The organism is Paenibacillus sedimenti (assembly GCF_014534655.1).
Classification (GTDB): domain Bacteria; phylum Bacillota; class Bacilli; order Paenibacillales; family NBRC-103111; genus Paenibacillus_E; species Paenibacillus_E sedimenti.
This window is the reverse complement of the sequence record NZ_JACVVD010000002.1, coordinates 609388-630442: the sequence shown is the minus strand read 5'-3', so window position 1 is coordinate 630442 and position 21055 is coordinate 609388. Positions and strand designations below refer to the sequence as shown.

Annotated in this window: 17 protein-coding genes, 1 pseudogene and 1 riboswitch; of the genes and pseudogenes, 7 read left to right on the top strand and 11 right to left on the bottom strand. The window is 49.1% G+C overall.

Annotation, left to right across the window (positions count from 1 at the left end):
• Positions 1–4: 4 nt before the first annotated feature.
• From ICC18_RS07540 to ICC18_RS07520, 5 genes are all read right to left on the bottom strand, one after another.
• Positions 5–847, bottom strand: a complete 843-nt coding sequence (locus ICC18_RS07540; RefSeq protein WP_188173744.1) for a metallophosphoesterase family protein — start codon at positions 845–847, stop codon at positions 5–7.
• A gap of 24 nt (positions 848–871) precedes the next feature.
• Positions 872–1681, bottom strand: coding sequence for an HAD-IIA family hydrolase (locus ICC18_RS07535; protein ID WP_188173743.1), 810 nt, complete (start codon positions 1679–1681; stop codon positions 872–874).
• A gap of 154 nt (positions 1682–1835) precedes the next feature.
• On the bottom strand, positions 1836–2372 hold the full coding sequence (locus ICC18_RS07530) for a glycerol-3-phosphate responsive antiterminator (RefSeq protein WP_188173742.1): 537 nt from the start codon (positions 2370–2372) through the stop codon (positions 1836–1838).
• A gap of 188 nt (positions 2373–2560) precedes the next feature.
• Entirely contained in the window at positions 2561–3337 is a 777-nt protein-coding gene (locus ICC18_RS07525; RefSeq protein ID WP_188173741.1) for a putative bifunctional diguanylate cyclase/phosphodiesterase, read from the bottom strand.
• A 75-nt stretch (positions 3338–3412) separates the two neighbouring features.
• Positions 3413–3802 (bottom strand): response regulator, encoded by a 390-nt coding sequence (locus ICC18_RS07520; RefSeq protein ID WP_188173740.1) that lies wholly within the window; start codon positions 3800–3802, stop codon positions 3413–3415.
• Between the two features lie 296 nt (positions 3803–4098).
• On the opposite strand from ICC18_RS07520, the gene ICC18_RS07515 reads away from it, so the two are divergent.
• A complete protein-coding gene (locus tag ICC18_RS07515) occupies positions 4099–4794 on the top strand; it encodes a response regulator transcription factor (protein WP_188173739.1) in 696 nt (231 codons plus the stop codon).
• A 59-nt stretch (positions 4795–4853) separates the two neighbouring features.
• Here ICC18_RS07515 and ICC18_RS07510 read toward each other — a convergent pair whose 3' ends face one another.
• The gene (locus ICC18_RS07510; protein ID WP_188173738.1) at positions 4854–5114 is read right to left on the bottom strand and encodes a metal-sensitive transcriptional regulator; all 261 of its coding nucleotides are present in this window, start codon (positions 5112–5114) and stop codon (positions 4854–4856) included.
• Between the two features lie 22 nt (positions 5115–5136).
• Positions 5137–7583, bottom strand: a pseudogene (locus ICC18_RS07505) (FAD-dependent oxidoreductase).
• A gap of 180 nt (positions 7584–7763) precedes the next feature.
• Positions 7764–7901: riboswitch (cyclic di-AMP (ydaO/yuaA leader) on the top strand.
• A gap of 4 nt (positions 7902–7905) precedes the next feature.
• Here ICC18_RS07505 and ICC18_RS07500 point away from each other — a divergent pair.
• Positions 7906–8544, top strand: a complete 639-nt coding sequence (locus tag ICC18_RS07500) for a CAP domain-containing protein (RefSeq protein ID WP_188173737.1) — start codon at positions 7906–7908, stop codon at positions 8542–8544.
• Between the two features lie 102 nt (positions 8545–8646).
• Here the strand turns inward: ICC18_RS07500 and ICC18_RS07495 are convergent, their stop codons facing one another.
• The 3 genes from ICC18_RS07495 to ICC18_RS07485 form a co-directional block, all read right to left on the bottom strand.
• Complete coding sequence (locus ICC18_RS07495) at positions 8647–11544, bottom strand: bifunctional diguanylate cyclase/phosphodiesterase (protein WP_188173736.1); 2898 nt, start codon at positions 11542–11544, stop codon at positions 8647–8649.
• 98 nt (positions 11545–11642) lie between these two features.
• A complete protein-coding gene (locus ICC18_RS07490) occupies positions 11643–13229 on the bottom strand; it encodes a sensor histidine kinase (protein WP_188173735.1) in 1587 nt (528 codons plus the stop codon).
• Positions 13226–13906, bottom strand: a complete 681-nt coding sequence (locus ICC18_RS07485; protein WP_188173734.1) for a response regulator transcription factor — start codon at positions 13904–13906, stop codon at positions 13226–13228. Before ICC18_RS07485 ends, ICC18_RS07490 begins: the two co-directional genes overlap by 4 nt.
• A 135-nt stretch (positions 13907–14041) precedes the next feature.
• Here ICC18_RS07485 and ICC18_RS07480 point away from each other — a divergent pair, with 135 nt between their 5' ends.
• The 5 genes from ICC18_RS07480 (at position 14042) to ICC18_RS07460 (ending at position 20665) form a co-directional block, all read left to right on the top strand.
• Entirely contained in the window at positions 14042–14950 is a 909-nt protein-coding gene (locus ICC18_RS07480; RefSeq protein WP_188173733.1) for a carbohydrate ABC transporter permease, read from the top strand.
• Positions 14951–14969: 19 nt separating this feature from the next.
• The gene (locus ICC18_RS07475) at positions 14970–15827 is read left to right on the top strand and encodes a carbohydrate ABC transporter permease (RefSeq protein ID WP_188173732.1); all 858 of its coding nucleotides are present in this window, start codon (positions 14970–14972) and stop codon (positions 15825–15827) included.
• Positions 15828–15941: 114 nt separating this feature from the next.
• Complete coding sequence (locus tag ICC18_RS07470) at positions 15942–17075, top strand: efflux RND transporter periplasmic adaptor subunit (protein ID WP_188173731.1); 1134 nt, start codon at positions 15942–15944, stop codon at positions 17073–17075.
• A 29-nt stretch (positions 17076–17104) separates the two neighbouring features.
• Complete coding sequence (locus ICC18_RS07465) at positions 17105–18496, top strand: ABC transporter substrate-binding protein (protein WP_188173730.1); 1392 nt, start codon at positions 17105–17107, stop codon at positions 18494–18496.
• A gap of 45 nt (positions 18497–18541) precedes the next feature.
• Complete coding sequence (locus ICC18_RS07460) at positions 18542–20665, top strand: hypothetical protein (RefSeq protein WP_188173729.1); 2124 nt, start codon at positions 18542–18544, stop codon at positions 20663–20665.
• A gap of 99 nt (positions 20666–20764) precedes the next feature.
• Here the strand turns inward: ICC18_RS07460 and ICC18_RS07455 are convergent, their stop codons facing one another.
• Positions 20765–21040 carry a hypothetical protein gene (locus tag ICC18_RS07455; RefSeq protein WP_188173728.1) on the bottom strand — a complete coding sequence of 92 codons (276 nt, stop codon included), beginning with the start codon at positions 21038–21040 and terminating at the stop codon, positions 20765–20767.
• Positions 21041–21055: the final 15 nt, after the last annotated feature.

Below are 21055 nucleotides of genomic sequence, written 5' to 3'. Positions count from 1 at the left end.
ACCTCTACTTTGCAGTGGTTTCCAAAAGGTCAACCGATAAGTTCCAGTCCGATTCTTCTCCACGCGCATCCGGAGAAGGTTTGAATCCCCGCATGTTCGTATGGAATCGTGTGATATGCGTCTCCAACTCTGCAGCTTCGTTTAATTTCACAAGGTCGATTCGCACTTGGCCATCCTTGAGCTCCACCACACGAAAAGCAGGAATATCAAGGCATGCGGCGGTCTGAATAAAGTGCCATCCATCTTGTAGGACTATGGAGTTTGCATGATTATGGCCGCAGAAGTAGAAAGCGGGACCTTTCTTTGTACGTAGTACAGCTTTCATATCAATCTCCGGATGTATCGATAATTTATCCAGCTTGGAACGCGTCGTTGTATCATATACGGGGTGATGGGCGAATACGAATACTGGTTTTTCGCCTGATGCCTCTAACTGCGCCTGCAGCCATTCCAGCTGTTCGGCATCCATCGTCCCTCCCCAACATTCTTTGTTCATCTCTTTGGTCGAATCGAGGAAAATTAAGAAGGCTCCATCTGTTTCAAGGGCACTATAACGTTTTTGGCCAGTAATAGCGAGGATCTCAGTTTTCGGAATCGAGTACGTATCGTGATTGCCTAGTACATGGATAAATGGGCGTCCGCTGCGGTCAATCCGGTCAAACACATAGCGGAATTCCTCCGGAAAACCCTCATGCGTAAGATCGCCCAGAGAAATATGGACATCTCCATCCATAGCAAGGAATTGATCGAGCATCGATGTATATACCGTGTCTCTTGCATCCAACATCTCTTCTGTACCATCTACCATCCTGGAGTAATGAAAATCTCCCATCAACACTAAACGCATAGTTTCCTACCTCCCGTTTTTTGGTCAGTCCCTTAGGATTAAGTTCTTTCCTACGATAAGTTCGCTCAATGTGTTTATCACATAGTCGGGTCTGATGCTCTTAGCTTCAATGTCGTCCCTAGTGGCAATTCCAGTCAGAACAAGCGCAGTTTTCATACCGCTGTTCATGCCGAGAAGAATGTCTGTCTCTAACCGGTCTCCAACCATTAGGCATTGGCCGCTGGGGATACCGAGTCTTTGCAAGGCTTGATTGGCATAAAATATGGACGGCTTACCGATGACCAGCTCGACTTCGGTTTGGCTTGCAACCTCAAGTGCTTTGAGTAACGCCCCCGTATCCGGTATGACATCCCCGGGAATAGGACAGCAGGGGTCCGGATTGGCAGCGATCAGCTTGGCTCCACGGCGAACCGCCTTCATGCCAATATGAAGCTTTTCATAGTTGAATGCCCGGTCAAGCCCAACTAGAACATGCGAAGCCTCTAAAGGATCAACCGTTGTGCTTACATCGAAAAACTGCAGCTCCTCTTCCATAGCCCTTTCGCCGATTACCAGGACCGATGCGTCCGGGGCATGTTCCTTGAAAAACACACCTGCAAGATAGGATGCCGTTATGATTTCTTCCACATCGCTAAACAGTCCCATTCGCTCCAGTCGTTTTTGGCAGTCATAACGCGTCTGCGTGGACGTATTCGTCAGGAACATAATTTTCTTATGGCTCTTGCGCAGCTCCGTAATCGTCGATAGGACACCAGGGAGCAGAGAGTCGCCAACAAAAATCGTTCCGTCCAAGTCAAAACAATAAGCATCAAACGAAGTCAATAAATCCTTCATGTAACGATCTCCCTAGCACCTTAATTCGCTTTATTTGCGCACAAAAAAACCAGCAGCAGAAAATCCCCCCTTATATCCATAAAGGCATGTTGATTTTTCTGACCACTGGGTTTTCTCATCGTCTCCACCCGGAGGTTCATATTTATTCAGTTCTTTACCAGAAGCGGCTGTCCCCGATCGATACAAAATCCGCACCGTTGTCCAGGGCTTGCCCGATTTCCTCTTCATACCTGATTAGTCCGCCGACTATAAGAGGCTGTTTGATTTTTTGCTTCACGTCTCGAATCACTCTCGGCATGAGTCCGGGCATCAGCTCGACTTCATCCGGATCGCACGTTTTGACCATGCGAACAGCCGTCTCCACCGCGTAGGAATCGATCGCAAATATACGTTGAATGCTTCGTATTCCCGCCTGCTTCGCGGCTGCAACCGCGTTGCTCTTGGTTGTAACGATGCCGTCGACTTGGAACACTTCGGCCAAATATTGAATGGATGATGCATCCCTTCCTATGCCGCCAACCATTTCAATATGGACGAACACCTGTTTACCGGAATCATGAAGCTGCTCCATGATCTCCCGCAAGTTGTTGATCGTTCCCGTCATCAGGTTAACTCTTTGGACTCCGCTTTTTAGTGCCTTCGCTATTTGGTCTGCTTCCGTGATAGATGCAATAATAGGATAACTTTTCAAAGGGAAGTCCTCTTTTCCAAGTCTATGAAAACTTTGTTGCTACTATTAGGATAAACCTCTTTTATTATCGTAATATCAATCCTATGTAAAGAAGCTATGAAGATTATGACTGAATTCCATTCGCGAATCAGCATAATGTCTTGCTGATCTAAGGCAGCCTCTACTTCTGTCATGATATTCATCATAGGTCAGGGAGTGATTGTAAGCGCATATTTATGTAAAATCTCCCCGATTTTCTCCGCATTCGCAGGAGGACTGAAATAATAGCCCTGAACGAGCTGGCATCCGTACTCCTTCAGCACCTGCAGTTCCTCCTCCGTCTCGACCCCTTCGGCGACAACCAGAAGATTCAATTTATGCGCCATTGCGATCATCGTATGTACAATAGCCGCATTAACTGGGCTTTGCTTCAATCCCTTAATGAATGCCTGATCAATCTTCATCTTATCGATAGGGAAATCTTTGAGATACCCCAGCGAACTATATCCCGTACCGAAATCATCCATAGCCACCTTAAAGCCTAGCTTCTTCAGCTCATTCAGGGCATCCGATGCGGTTTTGACATCCATGCTCATGCTCTCGGTAATTTCCAGCTCCAAGTATTGAGGCGGCAGTCCCGTCTCTTCCAGAATGCTTTGGACCTTCCGGCTGAGCCGTGAATCCTTAAACTGGCGGCTGGATAAATTGACGGCGACCGGCAATTTAGGTAATCCGGCGTTCTGCCAAATCATATTTTGCCTGCAGGCTTCCATCAGCACCCATTCCCCAATCTCATGAATGAGGCCGGTTTCTTCAGCAATGGGAATAAAATCTGCGGGGGAAATATAACCCAGCTGCGGTTGATGCCAACGGATCAGGCATTCCAGACCGGCAATTTGATTCGTATGGGAATCGACAATAGGCTGATAGACAAGATGGAACTCCTGCTGCCCAATCGCTCTCCGTAAATAAGCCTCAAGCTCCATCCGTTTAAGAATCTGATGATTCGGGGCAGGAACGTAGACACCATGTACCCCGTTCTGAATGGCAATGACACACCGCTACAAGAAGTATGCCGATATATCGGGTGATACCGGATCTTGAAACAGGATGTTTTTATGAAAATAATCTACGGCGCCTATACGTATAGCTTGGATCGTGATCATGGAGCCTTCGGTCGTATTCATGCTTAACGTAACGACAGGAATAGGGCAATGACTTATTATGGCATGAATGGTACTCAAACTATCCAACTCAGGCATATCCAGATCAATGATCACCAAATCCGGCCTGTATGCTGTGATACACGTCAACGCTACTTCTCCATTAGCGGCCATTCCGGTAACGACAAACTGTGAATCCTGCTCGAATAACGCCTTCGCCATCTGTAGATGATGGCCCGAGTGAGAGTGACCAACAAGTAGAACTCCATATTGATATTTCGATCCCATTAGCAACCAGCCCCTCCGAATGCACAGTTTATCCTGTCCACGATACTCGCCATATTGATGCTATTGTAATCATACTTTCCAATTATTAGGTCTCTACCAGAATTTCTATTAATTCTTCAAAGTAATCCTACTAATAATTTGCTAACATTTTGTGAGAAAGTGTGAAAAAATACACGCTTTATGCGATTTACTCTTAAAAATCGACACAGTATAATAGAATTATGAGTAAAATGTTAGCGTTTACCCGTTAAATAGAACTAGTAAAAATGAGAAGGATCTATTATGGAGGAATCTTAATGATAAAAGTTCTATTAATCGAGGACGATGATATAATCGGTGAAATGATATGCATGTATCTAACAGAAGAGGACTTCCATGTACTGCGAACCCGTACCGGGCAAGATGGCGTGGCTGAGTTAAACGAGTTTAGTCCGGATGTCATCCTGCTCGACTTGACACTACCTGATTTTGAAGGAACGGATCTGTGCAATTCCCTTCGTCAAGTAACCGAGGTTCCGATTATAATCATTTCCTCCAATGCGAAGGTAAGCGAAAAAGTGGAGGCATTCACTGTAGGTGCTGACGATTACTTATGCAAGCCGTTCAGCATGCATGAATTGAAGGCTCGCATACTGGCTGTATCGCGCCGATCCAAGCAAGCTGCTGCTGTCGGAGCCGCTTCATTGCCGGTTGATCAACCGCTCAAATGTGACTTGGACATGAATCTGGAGACTAGAATGCTGCTTGTGCGCGGCGAATCGATTGAGATGACATTCTCCGAATTTGAGCTTATTCGGTTATTCTACGAGCATCCGCAGCGAGTATTTCGCAGAGAAGAACTCATCAACGCGCTTCGAGGCTATGATTCCTGTATCAACGACCGGTCTATTGACGTACATATCACAAATTTACGGAGAAAAATCGAAGAGAACCCCAAAGATCCCCAATATATTAAAACAGTGTGGGGCGTCGGTTATAAATTCGTTAAATGATAGTAAAAAAATGCAGCCCGTTCTCCCTAAGGAGTCGGCTGCATTATTAATTTCGCTGCCTATCTGCTTTTTACAATCAGCTCAACCGCTTCTTGTATCACTTGACTCGGTGAGTTGCCTTTTTCCAATTCTTCTTGTATGCAATGCTCCAGATTGGCCCCTATCACCGTACCGATTGTACGGTCTACAGCCGTTCGAATTGCCGATAGCTGTGTGACAATTTCCCTGCAGTCCTTGCCTTCTTCCATCATCGATAAGACGCCACGAACTTGCCCTTCGATCCGCTTTAACCGATTTTTAATGCTATTATCGTACTCCATGCCTGCCACCACTTTCATGATTTTAAATGAAAAGATTTAAGCCCGCGTCCTCGGCATCGCCCAGATAGCTGGCTACCCCCGCGTAATCAATGCCGTCGATTAATTCTTCTTGCTTGATGCCCATAATGTCCATACTCATCGTGCAGGCAACCAATTTTACACCTGAACGGAGCGCGCCCTGCATCAGGGACTCCGGAGACTCCACGTTTTTGCGCTCCATCGCATGACGAATCATCTTGGGGCCAAGCCCGCCCATATTCATTTTGGACAGAGGCAAGGACTTCGTTCCTTTGGGCATCATCAGTCCAAACATCGTCTCCATGCCGTCTTTACGAACAAGGGGAGCGTCCTCTTTGCGCAACACGTTCAACCCCCAGAAAGTGAAGAACATCGTTACCTTCTTACCCATTGCGGCAGCACCGGATGCGATAATAAAAGCAGCCATCGTTTTATCCAAATCACCGCTGAACACGACCATTGTAGCACCTGAATTTACTTGTGCCGTAATGTTTGTCCTGGTGTCCGTCGGGGCAGAGTTCCCTTTGCGGACAGTGGCTATGACCTTACCGCCCGAGGTATCAAGCGACTCTAAAGCATTGCCCGTTTTCTCGCACCATTTGGCAATGTCGGACGCAAAGCCAAAGTCGGTCGCTCGCACTTCAACTCTCTCGCCCGTCTTCATGACGCGTATCGTTTCATATACCCGCATTATAGGGCCGGGACACTGCATTCCGCAAGCGTCAACTACAAGGCTCGGAGTGGTATTCGATTCTACTTTTAATTCAGGTGCGGGCATTTCTTTTGATGCGGCAGGCAAGGAAGCTTCGCCAAACATGGCTGAGTACGTTCTATAACCTCCATCAACGTTTCTAACCTGATAACCGTACTGCTGCAGAAGGCGCGCAGCAACATAACCCCTCTGGCCGACTTGGCAGGATACGACGATAGGCGTTCCTTGCGGCAACTCTTTGATCAGCTCACGGAGTTCATTCAATGGAATATCACGGAGCCAGGAATAAAACCCGCTTCCCGTTCGATCGCATCCCGAACATCAATGAGCAGTCCGCCGCTCTGTACATAGCTGTTGACTTCATGCCATTGAATAGTTTCTGCCAAACCATCAATAATGTTCGACGCTACATAGCCAGCCATATTCACAGGATCCTTCGCCGAGGAGAAAGGCGGTGCATAAGCAAGTTCGATATCTGCAAGATCCCATGCCTTCAGCCCTCCGCGCATCGCCGTTGCAATGACGTCAATCCGCTTATCGGCCCCATCTGCCCCAACCGCTTGCGCGCCATAAATCGTACCGTTCTTCTTGTCAAATAACAGCTTGAGCGAAATCGGCGAGGCGCCCGGATAATAGCCTGCATGAGAGCTAGGATGGATATGAATCGCTTCGAAAGGAACGCCCTGTTTACGAAGTGCTTTCTCACTATTGCCGGTTACCGCGGCGGTCATGTTGAACACTTTAACAATTGCAGTCCCGAATGCGCCGAGATAGCTGATTTGCCTTCCATTGATATGATCCGCGGCCAATCTTCCTTGACGGTTAGCTCCCCACGCCAGCGGGACCGTCGTTTCGAAGCCTTGAATCCGATCCTTGACCTCAATCGTGTCTCCAACCGCATAAATGGACGGATCACTTGTTTGAAGTTGCGCATTCACTCTTATGGCGCCACGCACTCCGAGTTCAAGGCCGGCAGCAGAGGCCAATTCACTTTCCGGCACGACACCGATCGCCAGCAAAATCATATCGGTTTGAATTCGGTTGCCCGAGGATAGCACCACGTTACGTCCATGTTCTTTTATTTCCACTACGGACTCATTCAAGGCAAGCTCTACGCCATTCATTCGCATATGCTGCTCGACCGGCTTTACCATCTCCGGGTCCAGCGGGCCTAGGATCTGTCCGTTTCTTTCCACGAGCGTAACGTTCATACCGCGTTCCCGAAGATTTTCGGCCATTTCTACGCCGATAAAGCCGCCGCCGATAATTGTTGCGTGAGCTGGCTTTTGCTTATCCACGAAAGCTTTGATCCGGTCGGTATCCGGAATATTTCTCAGGGTGAATACTGAGCTTGCTTCAGCCAACCCCGGAATTTCCGGAATAATAGGTCTAGCACCTGTAGACAAAATCAATACATCGTATGGATATTGGATTTCTTCACCTGAATCAAGTTGCTTAACCTTAACATGCTTAGTATCACGGTCAATACTCATAACTTCGGATCGAACCCGAATATCCATGTTAAACCGTTTACCCATGCTCTGGGGAGTTTGCAAGAACAATTTGTCCCGATTCTGAATCGTCTCGCCAATATAGTAAGGCAAGCCGCAATTCGCAAATGATATATGATCTCCCCGCTCCAGCATGAGAATATGATCCTCTTCGTTTAACCTTCTTAATCTGGCTGCAGCCGAAGCACCGCCTGCAACTCCGCCAACGATAACAATATTTCTCGACATTTGGTTACTCCCCTCCGAAATTCATAATACCCCACTGGGTATAATATATACCCCACCGGGTATTTTGTCAAGCTGAATGATCTTTTAAATTGGCAATATTTGAGGGGCGATCCTAACTTTCACATGTGCTAAAATAGAACACACCTTTGAAGGGCAGTGCGATTCTGTTACTTTGCGGGTACCAACGAACGGCCGAAGCTTCTTCTTCAGAAGCGCGGGGGAACCATTACTTGGGGTGAAGCCAACCGGATTGGCAGGGTGATTACTCTTTGACCCGAACCCGTCAGCTAACCTCGCAGGCCAAAAAAGGGAGGATTCACACATGAATGTTAAGAAAATTGTACTGCCTGGTCTACTTGCTTTAGGCATCATTGCCGGCTCCGGGGCAGCTTCGGCTTCCGCCGCTGCCTATACGGTTAAAAGCCAAGATACCATGTGGACCATATCTCAAAAGCATGGCGTTTCACTTAGCGCTCTAATCGCTCAGAATCCACAAGTTGCCAATCCGAATATCATTTGGCCAGGCATGATTCTGAACATTCCGGGCCATACTTCAAATGGAACGAATGGAACGAATCCTGTAAGCAGTCAGTCTTCTTACGCGGATCAAGTGGTTACTTTAGTGAACCAGGAACGCACCAAAGCCGGATTGAAGCCGCTGGCCGTTGACAAGTCATTAGCTGTAATGGCGCTGGATAAAGCCAAGGATATGTACAACAACCAATACTTCGATCATACATCCCCAACTTACGGTTCTCCGTTTGAAATGATGTCCGCATATGGCATCCAGTACAAGTACGCCGGAGAAAACATTGCCATGGGGCAAAAAACTCCGCAAGACGTGATGAAGGCATGGATGAACAGTCCGGGGCATCGCCAAAATATTCTTAGCCCGAATTTCACCAAGATCGGCGTCGGCTATTACAAAAATGAATGGGTACAAGAATTTATCAGCAACTAATAAAACAGCGGTCAATAGCGGGTACCGCTAACCGCTTCTTGTCCGCAACGAAAAACCCCATCTCTCATATAGAGAATGGGGTCTGTTTTCTTTTATACACCTCTATCCAGGAGCAAGGAAACACTCCTCAAACTTTCTTGACGACAAAGGCGGGCTGAACAGATAGCCTTGAATTTCATCGCATTCATATTCAGCTAGTTTATCCAGCTGTTCTTTTCTTTCAACACCTTCCGCGAGCACCTTCATGTTCAAATTTCGTGACAAGGCTATGATGGTTTTGACAATGGCCGCGTCCCGCACGTCGGTTGAAATATTCGTAATAAAGGAACGATCAATTTTTAATTTGTCAATCGATAGATCTTTGACACAGCTTAACGAAGAATACCCTGTCCCGAAATCGTCCATGGAGATGGAAACACCCAAATGCTGCAATCTTCGAAGTATAAGCCGGGTATGCTCTAAATTGATTAAAGCGGTGCTCTCGGTAATTTCCAAATGCAGCCGTACCGGGTCCAAACCGGTCTCCTGCAGCACTTCTTTTACAACATCTACAAAATCGTTCCGCTGAAATTGTTGGTACGACACGTTTACAGAAATGATGAGAGGCATGTCGTACTTGTCTTTCCAGCGCACATTTTGAATACAAGCTGTTTTCAATACCCAATAGCCAAGAATATCAATCAATCCATATTCCTCGGCGATCGGTATGAAAACTGACGGCGATACCTGTCCCAGTTCCTTATGCATCCAGCGAACCAAGGCTTCGGAACCGATCACATGCTGCGTTTTCAGATCGATTAAGGGCTGATAATAAACCTCCAGCTCATCTTCCGCTATCGCCTTCCTTAGATCGCTGACCAGCAGACGTTTTTCACGCAGTTCATCGCTGATTTCGTTCACGTAGAACAGGTATCGGTTTTTCCCGGACTGCTTCGCTTTATACATGGCCAAATCTGCATTTCTCAGCAATAATTCAGGTGTATCGCCATCGTTCGGGTACAAGCTTAAGCCGACGCTAGTGGTGATAAACTGCTCCGTGCCCTCCAGAATGATCGGCTCCCGCTTGAAATATTCAACCACTTGACCTGCCACGTCTTCAATTTCACGGATCTGATTCATATCCAAAATGACCGCAAATTCGTCGCCGCCAAATCGCGCCGCCTGCCCTTTCTCCGTGACGAGCTGCCGCAGCTTCCCGGCAAAACGCTTAAGGATATCATCCCCTACGAAATGTCCGAAAGAATCATTCATCTCTTTGAAATTATCCAGGTCTATGAACATAACGGCAAACATTTGCCTATTACCTGAGCGCTCCTGCAGTAAATCGTTCAACTGTTTGTATAAGAGAGTTCGGTTCGGCAGCTCCGTCAATACATCATGATAAGCCATGAACGTGATACGCGCCTCGGCTTCTTTACGCTCCGATATATTTTTGGCAATGCCGTAGACGCCGACGAATTCCTGATTAACCACGATCGGAATTTGGGTAATCATAAACGGAATCATCGTTCGATCCTTTCTCATGAGCGACAGCTCAAAGGTTTGAGAATGGCCTTGAAACGCATACGTAATGGACTCTTGAATACGGGAGCTTTCTGCAGCATCCACAACCTCGAACAAGGAAGACACCTCGTCTTCTTCATAACCAAGCAAATCATAGAAGGTTGGATTCAGCGACAACAAAGTCCCCTTCGCATCAATCGAATATACAACATCCGGATTATACTGGACAAGCGATCTGTAACGCTGCTCGGATGCTTCAAGCGATACGTTCAGCTTCATTAATTCATCCGTTGAAACCTGCGCCAAATGCGACATCGCCCTCAGGGCATCCAGCTCACCCCATTGGTTCTCCTGTTCATGCTGCTGCAAGAAGATGTTGCCTTTAGGCATGACTTGCGGATTCTCTGACAGCATCAATAGCGTCATGGAATGATTGATAATCATATTCTTTTGCTCATGATGGTAAAATTCTCCGCTGGTAAAGAAGCCTATGTTGGGGCCAACCTGCTGCAATGGGGAAAGCTCGTAGCCAATCGAATTAAACATAAAGCGACGCCGCGCTTCGCAAGAATAGATGAGAATGGCTTCTGCAGAGATTTCCTGCATGCTCTCAATCAGCTGTTTCGATCCGTCCACGATTAATTCCGGGTCGCCAAACCCGAAACGGACGATCTCCCCCTCATACAAATGACCCGATACAGTAACCGAACCTTCCTCATGGACAGCAAGAACGTCACGGCAGATATGAATGCCGTTTCGCTTCAGAATGAGCGGGAATTGGCTGCTTTTTTCCGTGATCTGCATAGCAATTTTTTCGCCGAGATACTTTCTATACAAATCAATCACACTCATATTGTCGATCGAATAGATGCGATTGCCGTCAGCATGCGTAACCTTGAAGTTTTTCCCGATCAGCTTCCAATTCAGGCTATATGAATTATTGGCCAGCAAATCTTGACCCGATAATGAAACGCCGACAGCTCCTTCGGTGATGAGGCCTTGCTTGGAGAACAGCGCTGTTTGTCCCAGCATATTCCTTGATATTCCGCCGGCCAGAACGACATGAGGAGCCTCGAATTCGATACCTTTAATAAAATCCTCCGGGTTGGAAATAGCATCGGTAAAGACAATACAAGCTTTCGTATCTGCTACTACCAATTGATTGGCGAAAGCTCTGCCGTTTTCAAAGCAATCCGTTTCCTTCGTAAACTCAAAGAGCGATGAATGAAGATCCGTTTTTTCGAATTGAATAAAGGACAAAATTGTGGAACGCTCGCAGACCTGCCCGTCCAGAATTTGCCCATCGGATGTACAGCCAATAAGCGTTGCTTGTGGCAGATTCGTATGTAAAAGCGAAATTAAATTCGCAATGCTTTCGCTATGTACGGTGTAGGTATAGACTTGAACGAGTAGTTGTTTAGAGTCTCTGATTTCTCTTTCATCCATCCAACCGATCAAATGGTCGCAATCTCGATATTGAAGTTGATGAACCCGCAAGGCCATGCCCTCCTTACTTCAGCTAGTGAACCGGTAACAAGTAGTAGTTCGCCCTCTCCTCATAAGATTCCTGCAAAATTTGTCGAAATAATGGAAGTTCAGATTTCACAGACCGGTAGCGTAAAACTGAATTCCACACCGCCGGCCGTATTACGAACTGCGTACTGCCCGCCGTGCAGCTGCTGAATTTGCCGGACAATGGCAAGACCGATGCCCGTTCCGCCGGAATCCCGTTCCCTGGACTTCTCTACCCGGTAAAAATGATCCCAGATATGAACCAGCTCATTTTCAGGGATCTGCTCGCCTTCGTTCCAGACGACCGTCCGGATTTCCTTCGGCTGCTGTTCCATCCTGATCCCAAGCCTGCCGTTATCGCGGGTATGCCTCAACGCGTTGCCCAGGAGATTCGTGAGCACCTGCTCGATGCGGAACCGATCGGCCTTTACCGTGACCGGCAGCAGGTCCAGTTCGATGTTCTTTCCAACGCTGTGAGGATGCTCCTGAAGCTTGACCGCTATATGGCGCACCGTATCGTCAAGCCGGAAATCATTCAACTGAAGCCGGTACTGTCCCGTTTCCATCTGGGTCAGATCCAGCATATCGTTTACGATGCCGGCCATCCGTGACGCCTCCTCCCGGATAACGGCAGCGTAACGGTCCCGCTTCCTGCCGTCGCCCACATTGTCTTGCAGCGCTTCGGCGAAACCGGCGATCAAACTGATAGGCGTCTTCAGCTCATGGGAGACCCCGGCAACGAATTCCCGGCGCAGCCGCTCCAACCGCTTTTCCTTCTCGATGTCTTCGTGAAGCTTCGCATTCGCCGTGTGCAGTTCATGAAGCGCATGATCCAGATTCTCAGAGAGGAAGTTCAGCGTATCAGACAAGCTGCCGATCTCATCGTTCCGGCGAATGCCGCTTTTTTCTCTGAAATCCAGCTTCGCCATCCGCTGTGCCGTTTGATTCAGTGCCCGAAGGGGTCTTGTAATCATCCGCGAGTACAGCAGAACAAGGAGCAATGCTCCGGCAGTCGCCAACAAATAAAAGTAGGAGTAAAATCCGCGGAAAGCGGAAACCGCATCGCCGACCGGCTGCAGGGAGGAAACGGAGGCCATCACTGTTCCTTCCCCATTCTTTACGTTAAGCGGAGAAATGACCACAAACTGGCGGCTGTTGGATCCGGTGGGCAGCTTTACATCTGTGAAGAATGAAATCGTTTGGTTTTGCAAAAGGACTTCTTCCCGCTTCTCCGGATTTTGGAACCATTGATACAGACTGGATACCAGCTTATCCAGCTCCACATTCGGGAACGGCTGCGCAATCGGCAGCGTTTCCCGGTTCATCGAACCAGGCGGTATGTGGAGGCGGAGGAATATTTTATCTCTGCCAATGCCCTTGCCGGCAGATACCTGCAAATCTCCATATTTGGAAATAGTCAATATGGCGGTTACCGCATAATATTGCTCCTCAAGCTTGGTGAAATAAGGCGGAACCATAGTGCCGTCAGGAGTCTCCTTCAAAAACCGCTGCCGGGTTTGTTCAAAATCCCGAAGAAAACCGCCCGTTTTATCGCGAACGTAATAGGGCTCGAAGAATGTGAGCTGGAGCAGCATCATGACTGTAAGACAACCGACGAACACCAAACTTGTGACGGCAAACAGCTTGAACGAAATCCCCCGCCACTTCATGACCGCACCCTGAGCACATAGCCGTTGCCCCGTACGGTGTGTATGAGGCCGGCATAAGGACCCATTTTTTGGCGAAGCCGTTTGATGATGGCATCCACATTGCGGGTATCCCCGTCATATTCGTAACCCCATACTCCATTCAGCAAGGCTTCCCGGGTCTGCACGAAATTCCGGTTTCTATACAAATACAGCAGCAATTCGAATTCCTTTGGCGTCAAGTCCGCCCGCTGCCCGTCAACCAGCAGCTCATAGGACTGCTCCCGGATTTCAAGCCCTTCCACCCGGTAAACGATCACAGTATCGGCTTCACCATGGTTCCCCACTCTTTTCAGCAGCGCTTTCACCTTCGCAACCAGGACTTTGGGGCTGAACGGCTTAGTGACGTAATCGTCTGCGCCCAGCTCGTATCCGTAAAGCTTGTCCGTTTCCTCCGATTTCGCCGTTACGATGACGATCACCGCATCGGAGGTTTTCCGGAGAAATTGACATACGCCGAATCCGTCCAAATAAGGCATCATCACATCCAATACGACCGCATCCGCGGGTGTTTGGGCAAACTTATCCAATGCTTCCGCCCCATTCTTCGCTTCTACCACCCGGAACCCTTCGTCTTTCATATAATCGGCGATCAATTCCCGCATGAGAGGTTCATCCTCCACAACCATAACGGTTCTCATAGGTTCCTTCCCTCCTGCAACCCGTGTCTTACCCCATTAAAACAAAAAAGCTCTTTCTTGTCACACAAGAATCATAAACGGCTGATAAACTGACTTTCGAAAGCAGGACATATCACACAAGAAAGGAGGGTGTATATGCTTCAGCAAGTGCGCCCTAAAAGGTCGGCCATCTTCCGGCGGTTATCCGGCCCGGACAGGGACGGACCAGCCGCGCTGCTCTTTTTGGCGCCCAGTCTCATCGGGTTTGCTCTGTTTTACCTAATTCCGTTTATCGGAGGGATCTATTATTCCCTGATGGACAGTCCGGTGGACGGCACATTCGTGGGAACGGACAACTACCGGGAGGTATGGAACAGCGAATCATTCCGTAAAGCAGCCGTCAATACCGCTTACTTCGCCGGAATCGGCGTGCCGCTTCTCCTCGTCGTCTCCCTGGCCATTGCCGTGCTGTTGAACCGTTCCCTCCCGCTCCGCAGATGGTTTCGAACCGCATTTGTTCTACCGCTTGTGGTTCCGGTAGCATCTGTCGTGTTGTTCTGGCAGGTATTGTTCGATACCCACGGGTGGTTGAACAGCCTGCTCACTGAATCGGGATATGCCCCTGTCAACTGGATGGAAAGCAGTGAGGCCCGGGCTGTCATCATCCTGATGTACGTTTGGAAAAATGCGGGCTATAATATCGTGCTGCTGCTGGCCGGACTTCAGACGATTCCGCGGGACTATTATGAAACGGCAAGCATCGACGGCGCGGGCAAATTCAGGCAGTTTTTCGGCATTACCCTGCGGTATTTGATTCCGACCTTGTTCTTCGTCACCATCATGTCTGTCGTCGGCTCTTTCAAGGTATTCCGGGAGACTTACCTGATGGCGGGTGAATACCCCCATGACAGCATCTATATGCTCCAGCATTACATGAACAACATGTTCCTCTCATTGGATTATCAAAAGTTGACGTCAGCCGCTTACATCATGGCGGTGGGGATCATCGCACTGGTTGTTCTATTATTTCAAGCAGACAGGCGGTTCCGGCATTCCATCGAATAAGCTCTCAGGAGGTGATCCCATGCTTTCCGCAGCAAAAAAAAGCTTACTGACAGCAGCGCTTGTCTGTATCGCACTTCTTATGCTGACGCCCTTTGCCGTTACGATTACCAACTCCTTCATGTCGGAAAACGAGATCGCGGTCAATTACGACGCCATAGGAAATGAGGCCAAAGCGGGCGATTACGCCAATTTGAAGTGGATTCCGGACTTTGTTACGCTCGTCCAATTCAAGCATATCCTGCTCGACAAGCCGCAATTTTTGGAAATGTTCTGGAACTCCGTGATTCTGACGATTCCCATCGTTGCCGGGCAAACCATCGTAGCGGCCCTGGCTGCCTATGCCTTTGCCAAGCTGCGTTTCCGTGGCAGAGACGCGCTATTTTTTCTCTATATCATCACCATGCTGCTGCCGTTCCAAGTTACGCTCGTCCCCAACTTTATCGCGATGGATGTGCTGGGACTGCTTGATACCTATTCCGCTATCATACTTCCCGGCATATTCTCGGTATTCGGCGTCTTCCTGCTGCGCCAATTTATGTCCAATATCCCTTGGGCTTACATTGAAGCCGCCAAGGTCGACGGGGCGGGGCACGGAACGATTTTTACCCGCGTTATTGTTCCCATGTCCATGCCCGGCATCGCCGCTCTGCAAATCCTTGTCTTCGTAGACAACTGGAACATGGTGGAGCAGCCGCTGTTGTTTTTGCAAGATACGCTCAAGCAGCCGTTGTCGGTTTATCTTTCCCGTATTAATGAAGGCGACCGGGGTGTGGCGTTTGCTGCGGCGTCGCTGTATATGGCCCCAATCCTGTTTCTGTATTTGCATGGGGAGAACGAACTCATTGAAGGCATTCAATTGACGGGGATCAAAGGCTAAAAAATCCCACCAAAGTGAAGTAGTGGTTTTTGGTTTCTGGGCCCCCGCCAAAATACCCGGAATATACTTCAGAGCTTCGCTTCACTTTGGTGGGAATTACAAGGAGGTTTACCCATGATAGGGCTTGCGGACGAAGTGATCCGTGCCAGACGAAAACAGACAATTCGATGGGCGGCGGGCATATTTATGGGATGTTTGCTCCTGCTCACCTTTTTCTCCAATACGTATCAACAAATGACAATACCGAAGGTGTCCGTCGAAAAGCCCCAGATCAGCCAACTTTCTTACGAAATCGAGGGAGAAGGCACCATCCGCCCGAAACGAACCGTGTCCCTGTACGATCAGTCGGGGTGGGAGGTGAAGGAAGTACTGGTTAACGAAGGCGATACCGTTAAAAAAGGACAACAACTAATCGTCTTTGATTCCTCCTCTGCAGCAAAGAATCTGGCCGATGAACAAGATCGGTTTGCCAAACAGCAGCTGGATCTGGAGAAATTGCAAGACGCTTTGAAACTGAACGGGATCGGGGGCGAAGCTTCCAAACTTGAAGATAGCAAGCGGCAGATCGCATCTCTAAAGCTGGATATGTCCATCCAAGCCCGCAAGATAGCTAGTATCCAAAAAGATATTTCGGATAAGGGCTCCCTGGCTGCGCCGTTCGATGGACTGATCTCCGACCTTCAGGCCGACGAAGGACTATCCGCTTCCCAAGGCAAAGCTGTCGTCCAAATATCCGACCTGTCTCAAGGTTGGGAGCTTGAAACTAGCGTAGACGCAGATTCCGCCAATCGCATTGTAACCGGCGAGACCATCGACGTGCGGATCAAAGAAACCGAACCCCGTAACGTTAAAGGCAAAGTGTCCGCCATCGAGAAAGCCGATTCGGGAGGAAACCAGACTCAGAGCGGCAATACCTCCAACATGAAACAGGTCACTTTGGATATTGATGACCCCAAGCTGACCGGCGGCGAGCAGGCGGAATTCCAATTAACCAAAAAAGTAGGGATGCCGCGACTGATGGTGCCGAAATCAGCCGTCAAGACAGATTCACAGGGCGAATACATCTTTACGATTCAAGAATCAAAGAGTCCGCTCGGCAACGAGTTCCGTGTCGTTAAAAAGTATGTCCACACCGAGGATTCGGATGAGACGAACGCTGTTTTGAAAGGCACGATCATGCCGGATGACAAGATTGTTACCGAATCGAGCGAGCCGATTAGTGATGGCGACCTGGTTCGGCTGAATTAAAATACAAAATATTCAAGGAGATGATCAAGATGAAAAAAAATTGGACAACGATGGTTTTATCTTCGCTACTGCTCACAGCGCCCTTGACCGCATGCGGCAGTGATTCCAAGCCCGCGGAAGTGAACGCCTCTCCTTCGGCAAAGAACGGCAAAACGACGGTGACGGTTTCCGTCCTGAAGAAAGATGCCTTCCTGCAGGAGGCCGAACGCCTTTTCGAGGAAGCAAACCCTGACATCGATATCGACATCCGCGCTTATATTGCGACCCCCGCCAGCGAAAATAAGCAGATGAATATAAAAAGACCCGGAGGAGATAAAACCAATGAGGCCGACCTGGAGAAGTACCGGACCGGCGTCAATGCAGAGCTGATGTCCGGCAAAGGAGCCGATCTGATTGCTTTGGAATCACTCCCCTACGATAAGTATGCCGACAAAAAGCTGCTCTCCAATTTGGATGATTTGATCAAAAAAGATAGCGGCTTCCAAACATCGGGATATTATACGGGCGTATTCGATGCCGTAAAAATCGGCGGGAAAACCTACGCTCTCCCCGTCCATTTCAAGACGAACATAACCTTGGGCAACGCTCCGCTGCTTACGGAAAAGGGCATCAAGATTGACGACTCCAAGTGGACATGGAAGGAAATGCTGGACATAGGCCGGCAAGCCGTCCAAGCCGGAGGAAGTGCGACGGCGGTTTGGACCGGCAAACCCAAAACAGATCTTATTTCGGACATTGTGCAGAGCCAGTACAGTCAGTACGTAGCGGGCAAAAAAGCGACGTTCGATACGAAGGAATTTACGGATCTGCTGGAGCAGATTGGCGACATGTACGACAAGGGGCTGATCCTGGAACAGGCCGATATGTCGGATGCCGGAAAAAACGTATTTAACACCATGAGCATGCAAACGCCCATGGAAATGCTGTTCATGCCGCAAATGATGTACGGCGGCAAAGGAAAAGTGTACAGCACTCCATCGGACGGAGGAAGCAGCGGGGGAATTTCGTTCTCTTCCGATCTAATGTTTGGAATCAATGAAAAATCGAAGAATAAAACAGAGGCCTGGAAGTTCCTTTCATTTATCCTGTCGGAAAACGTCCAATCCAAGCCAGCTATGCAAGGATTTGCGGTTCACAAGGCTTCTTTGGAAAAACAGCTGAGGCAATCGATCGAACAGCTCACAAGCGGCAGATTAAAGATAAGTGGACCTAACGGAGCATCTCCGTCGGCAGCGATTAGTGAGGAGCAGTTGAAATCGATTCTGGACCTCGTAGAGAAAACTGACAGCTTTGCCGCAGGAGATCCCAACGTGATGAAGATCGTGAAGGAAGAATCCCAATCGTTCTTCACTAAAGGGAAAACCGCCAAAGATGCCGCAAGCATGATCCAAAACCGGGTTACCACATATTTGAACGAATAGAGTCGGCACTGCAGAGCCGGGAGAGAAGAAAAAGGTGGAGATGCAATGAAATGGACTTTATGGGCCAAGCTTGGACTGGCAGCGGTTCTGGCGCTTTCAGCGGTTGCGGCTTCAATTCGGCCGATGACTGCAGCGGCAGCGGATAAACCGGAGGCCGCTCCTGTTACAGAGAGCAGCGGTCCCCGTATCGTGCTCGGGACGGAGCAGGTTCTGGAAGTTAGCAACACCAGGTTGTTCAAACATGATGCACCATCCGTATGCTCGTTCGAAGTGATCATCCGAAATGGCGGCGGCGCGGACTTGCTATTAGATGAATATTACTTCGTGGTTAAGACCCGTTCCGGAAACGTCTTGGACTTCAAGCTGCTTCCGGAGGATCAGGACCGTAAGATCGTTCCTGCGGGGGCAGTCGGGGTATACCGGTTTTACGGCACCGTGGCAAACGGTATCGATGCCGGCGGACTTATCCTGGAAGCAGGCCGATGGGATTTCGATTCGGATTCTCTTATTGTCCCGCTCGGCTCGGTGGCGCTATCTGACGCTCCAGCCCGTCATGAAGAAAAAGAGGTTGAAGTGAACGCACGAAACGCCAGTCTTCAGGGCTCCATATCCGGTGTTGCATGGCGAAGTTCGGGCAAGAACAATGAAGCCACATGGACGATAACGTTTCGGAACTCCGATACCATCCCTGCCGAGCTTCCGGAATGGAGCTTTTGGCTGAAGACCTCGGAGGACCATGTATACTCCATGGCGCCGGACCGAAGGCCGGAAGGGCAAACTATTGAGCCGGGAGCGGATATCTCTTTTATCCTGACCGCTACTTTGCCGGCCGAAAGCGATTTGTCGCACGCCGGATTGGTGCTGACACGTACCATATCGGAAGCGGGCAATACCGCAAAAGTACATGTTCCCGCCGCATACCTGCCGATACCCGCAGACGCGATAGGAACAGAAGCCGGGGAAACCCGTACCGTCACGGCGGCGGAAGGCAAATTCACCGCCGCCTTGGAATCCCTACATCGTTGGCCGTGGGACGACAGGGATCTGATTTCCGCAGCCATTACGCTGACCAACGTCTCCGATGCGGCGGTTCCAGTCCCCCAGCTTCAAGGGACGTTCCTGGCCGACGATACGGAAGAATGGCCAGCTCAAACGGTGCGAACCGATTCGCTCAGGCTGCTTCAGCCAGGTCAATCGATCCGGCTGTTCCTGCAAGCGAATCTGGATCATGAAGAAATTGTCCGGTCATGGGATATCCTGCTTCAGGAAACCATCGTTTCGGACGGTAAAACCCAAACCGTCCACCGGACAGAGTGGAGCAAACAATCGGCCGTTTCCGCAAAAGAAATAGACGCAGGCAAGGAAACCGACATGTCAGGGATAGGCGGAAAATGGGCCTATACGGCGACGGCACCGACTTCATACGAAAGCACCACCGGACATTTAATAACAGTCCGGGTAGATGCGGTGAATCGTGATAAGCGGTACAACCCCGTTGCCAAGTGGGTTGCTCAATTTATGACGGCGGATGGAACCGTATATCCGGCTGAGGTTGAAGTAACCGATCAGAGGGTCATACCCCAAGGAAACGCATCCCTCACGGCATGGACAGCTCTGCCCAAAGGAGCGGATACAAAGGGGTTGAAGCTTATGCTTGGGCTGGCCGTTACCGGCGGCAAACTCTCCGGCTCAAAGGACACGCCCGACTCCTTCCTTCAGGCAACCGTGTTCCGATTGCCGGATAAAAGCGACAAGCCGGCGGACAATTTGAACGAGCTTGCCTTATACCCCTATACACTGAAGATCACCGAAATTGACAGACCTTACTGGTTCTATAACGATAAGAGGGCAATCTTCGAGTTCAGCTTTTCCTTCGACTACACGCTGCAGAAAGATTTGAGCGTCGTCTCGGAAATGAACAAAAGGCGAATAATCGTTGAGCTTCTTGATGGGAATGGGGATCACATCCATGAGAAGACTTATGCATTGGAGCCGGAGGATGCAGGCGATTCCGGTTGGGAAGTCGGCTCCGAAACCGAGAAGTGGAAGATTGACATCAATGATCTTTCCATCAACACTACCCAATACATGGTGAACATTTACGAGGAATTTTTACCCGGTTACCGGAGACTGCTAGGCAGCACAACTACCGATAAAATAACTTACTGATAACACAGCCCCCTGTTATGGTCGATGACAGGGGGCTTTACTTTGTCAAATGCAGGATTGCCCCTATTGCTAAACAAACGCCCTTCAGCGCCTTTGCGGTCATTTGATCAGTTTTATCGCTTTATAGACCGGATGGGTTTCGCCGTCCTTCAACGGATTGACGCGCGCTGCATAATCACCGAGCGGGAATAGTAGTTGACGATATCGACGTGAATATCGGTCGTTTCCATGATAGCAATGAAAAGTAAATAAGTCCGGCCGGCAGTCATTATTGAAGCAGAACGTCAAATACCGCTTCAGCCAATCGCTTGTTGCGAGCGTATCGCTTAAGGCGCTGGACCTGCCGATTCTAATAACCGAACACTCACGCTTCACTGCCCAAAACTATAA

What these genes read in the sequence shown, in the direction of transcription:
- ICC18_RS07540 (WP_188173744.1), bottom strand. Translation starts at nt 847, where the DNA reads ATGCGTTTAGTGTTGATGGGAGATTTTCATTACTCCAGGATGGTAGAT.
- ICC18_RS07535 (WP_188173743.1), bottom strand. Translation starts at nt 1,681, where the DNA reads ATGAAGGATTTATTGACTTCGTTTGATGCTTATTGTTTTGACTTGGAC.
- ICC18_RS07525 (WP_188173741.1), bottom strand. Translation starts at nt 3,337, where the DNA reads ATGGAGCTTGAGGCTTATTTACGGAGAGCGATTGGGCAGCAGGAGTTC.
- ICC18_RS07520 (WP_188173740.1), bottom strand. Translation starts at nt 3,802, where the DNA reads ATGGGATCGAAATATCAATATGGAGTTCTACTTGTTGGTCACTCTCAC.
- ICC18_RS07515 (WP_188173739.1), top strand. Translation starts at nt 4,099, where the DNA reads ATGATAAAAGTTCTATTAATCGAGGACGATGATATAATCGGTGAAATG.
- ICC18_RS07510 (WP_188173738.1), bottom strand. Translation starts at nt 5,114, where the DNA reads ATGGAGTACGATAATAGCATTAAAAATCGGTTAAAGCGGATCGAAGGG.
- ICC18_RS07500 (WP_188173737.1), top strand. Translation starts at nt 7,906, where the DNA reads ATGAATGTTAAGAAAATTGTACTGCCTGGTCTACTTGCTTTAGGCATC.
- ICC18_RS07490 (WP_188173735.1), bottom strand. Translation starts at nt 13,229, where the DNA reads ATGAAGTGGCGGGGGATTTCGTTCAAGCTGTTTGCCGTCACAAGTTTG.
- ICC18_RS07485 (WP_188173734.1), bottom strand. Translation starts at nt 13,906, where the DNA reads ATGAGAACCGTTATGGTTGTGGAGGATGAACCTCTCATGCGGGAATTG.
- ICC18_RS07480 (WP_188173733.1), top strand. Translation starts at nt 14,042, where the DNA reads ATGCTTCAGCAAGTGCGCCCTAAAAGGTCGGCCATCTTCCGGCGGTTA.
- ICC18_RS07475 (WP_188173732.1), top strand. Translation starts at nt 14,970, where the DNA reads ATGCTTTCCGCAGCAAAAAAAAGCTTACTGACAGCAGCGCTTGTCTGT.
- ICC18_RS07470 (WP_188173731.1), top strand. Translation starts at nt 15,942, where the DNA reads ATGATAGGGCTTGCGGACGAAGTGATCCGTGCCAGACGAAAACAGACA.
- ICC18_RS07465 (WP_188173730.1), top strand. Translation starts at nt 17,105, where the DNA reads ATGAAAAAAAATTGGACAACGATGGTTTTATCTTCGCTACTGCTCACA.
- ICC18_RS07460 (WP_188173729.1), top strand. Translation starts at nt 18,542, where the DNA reads ATGAAATGGACTTTATGGGCCAAGCTTGGACTGGCAGCGGTTCTGGCG.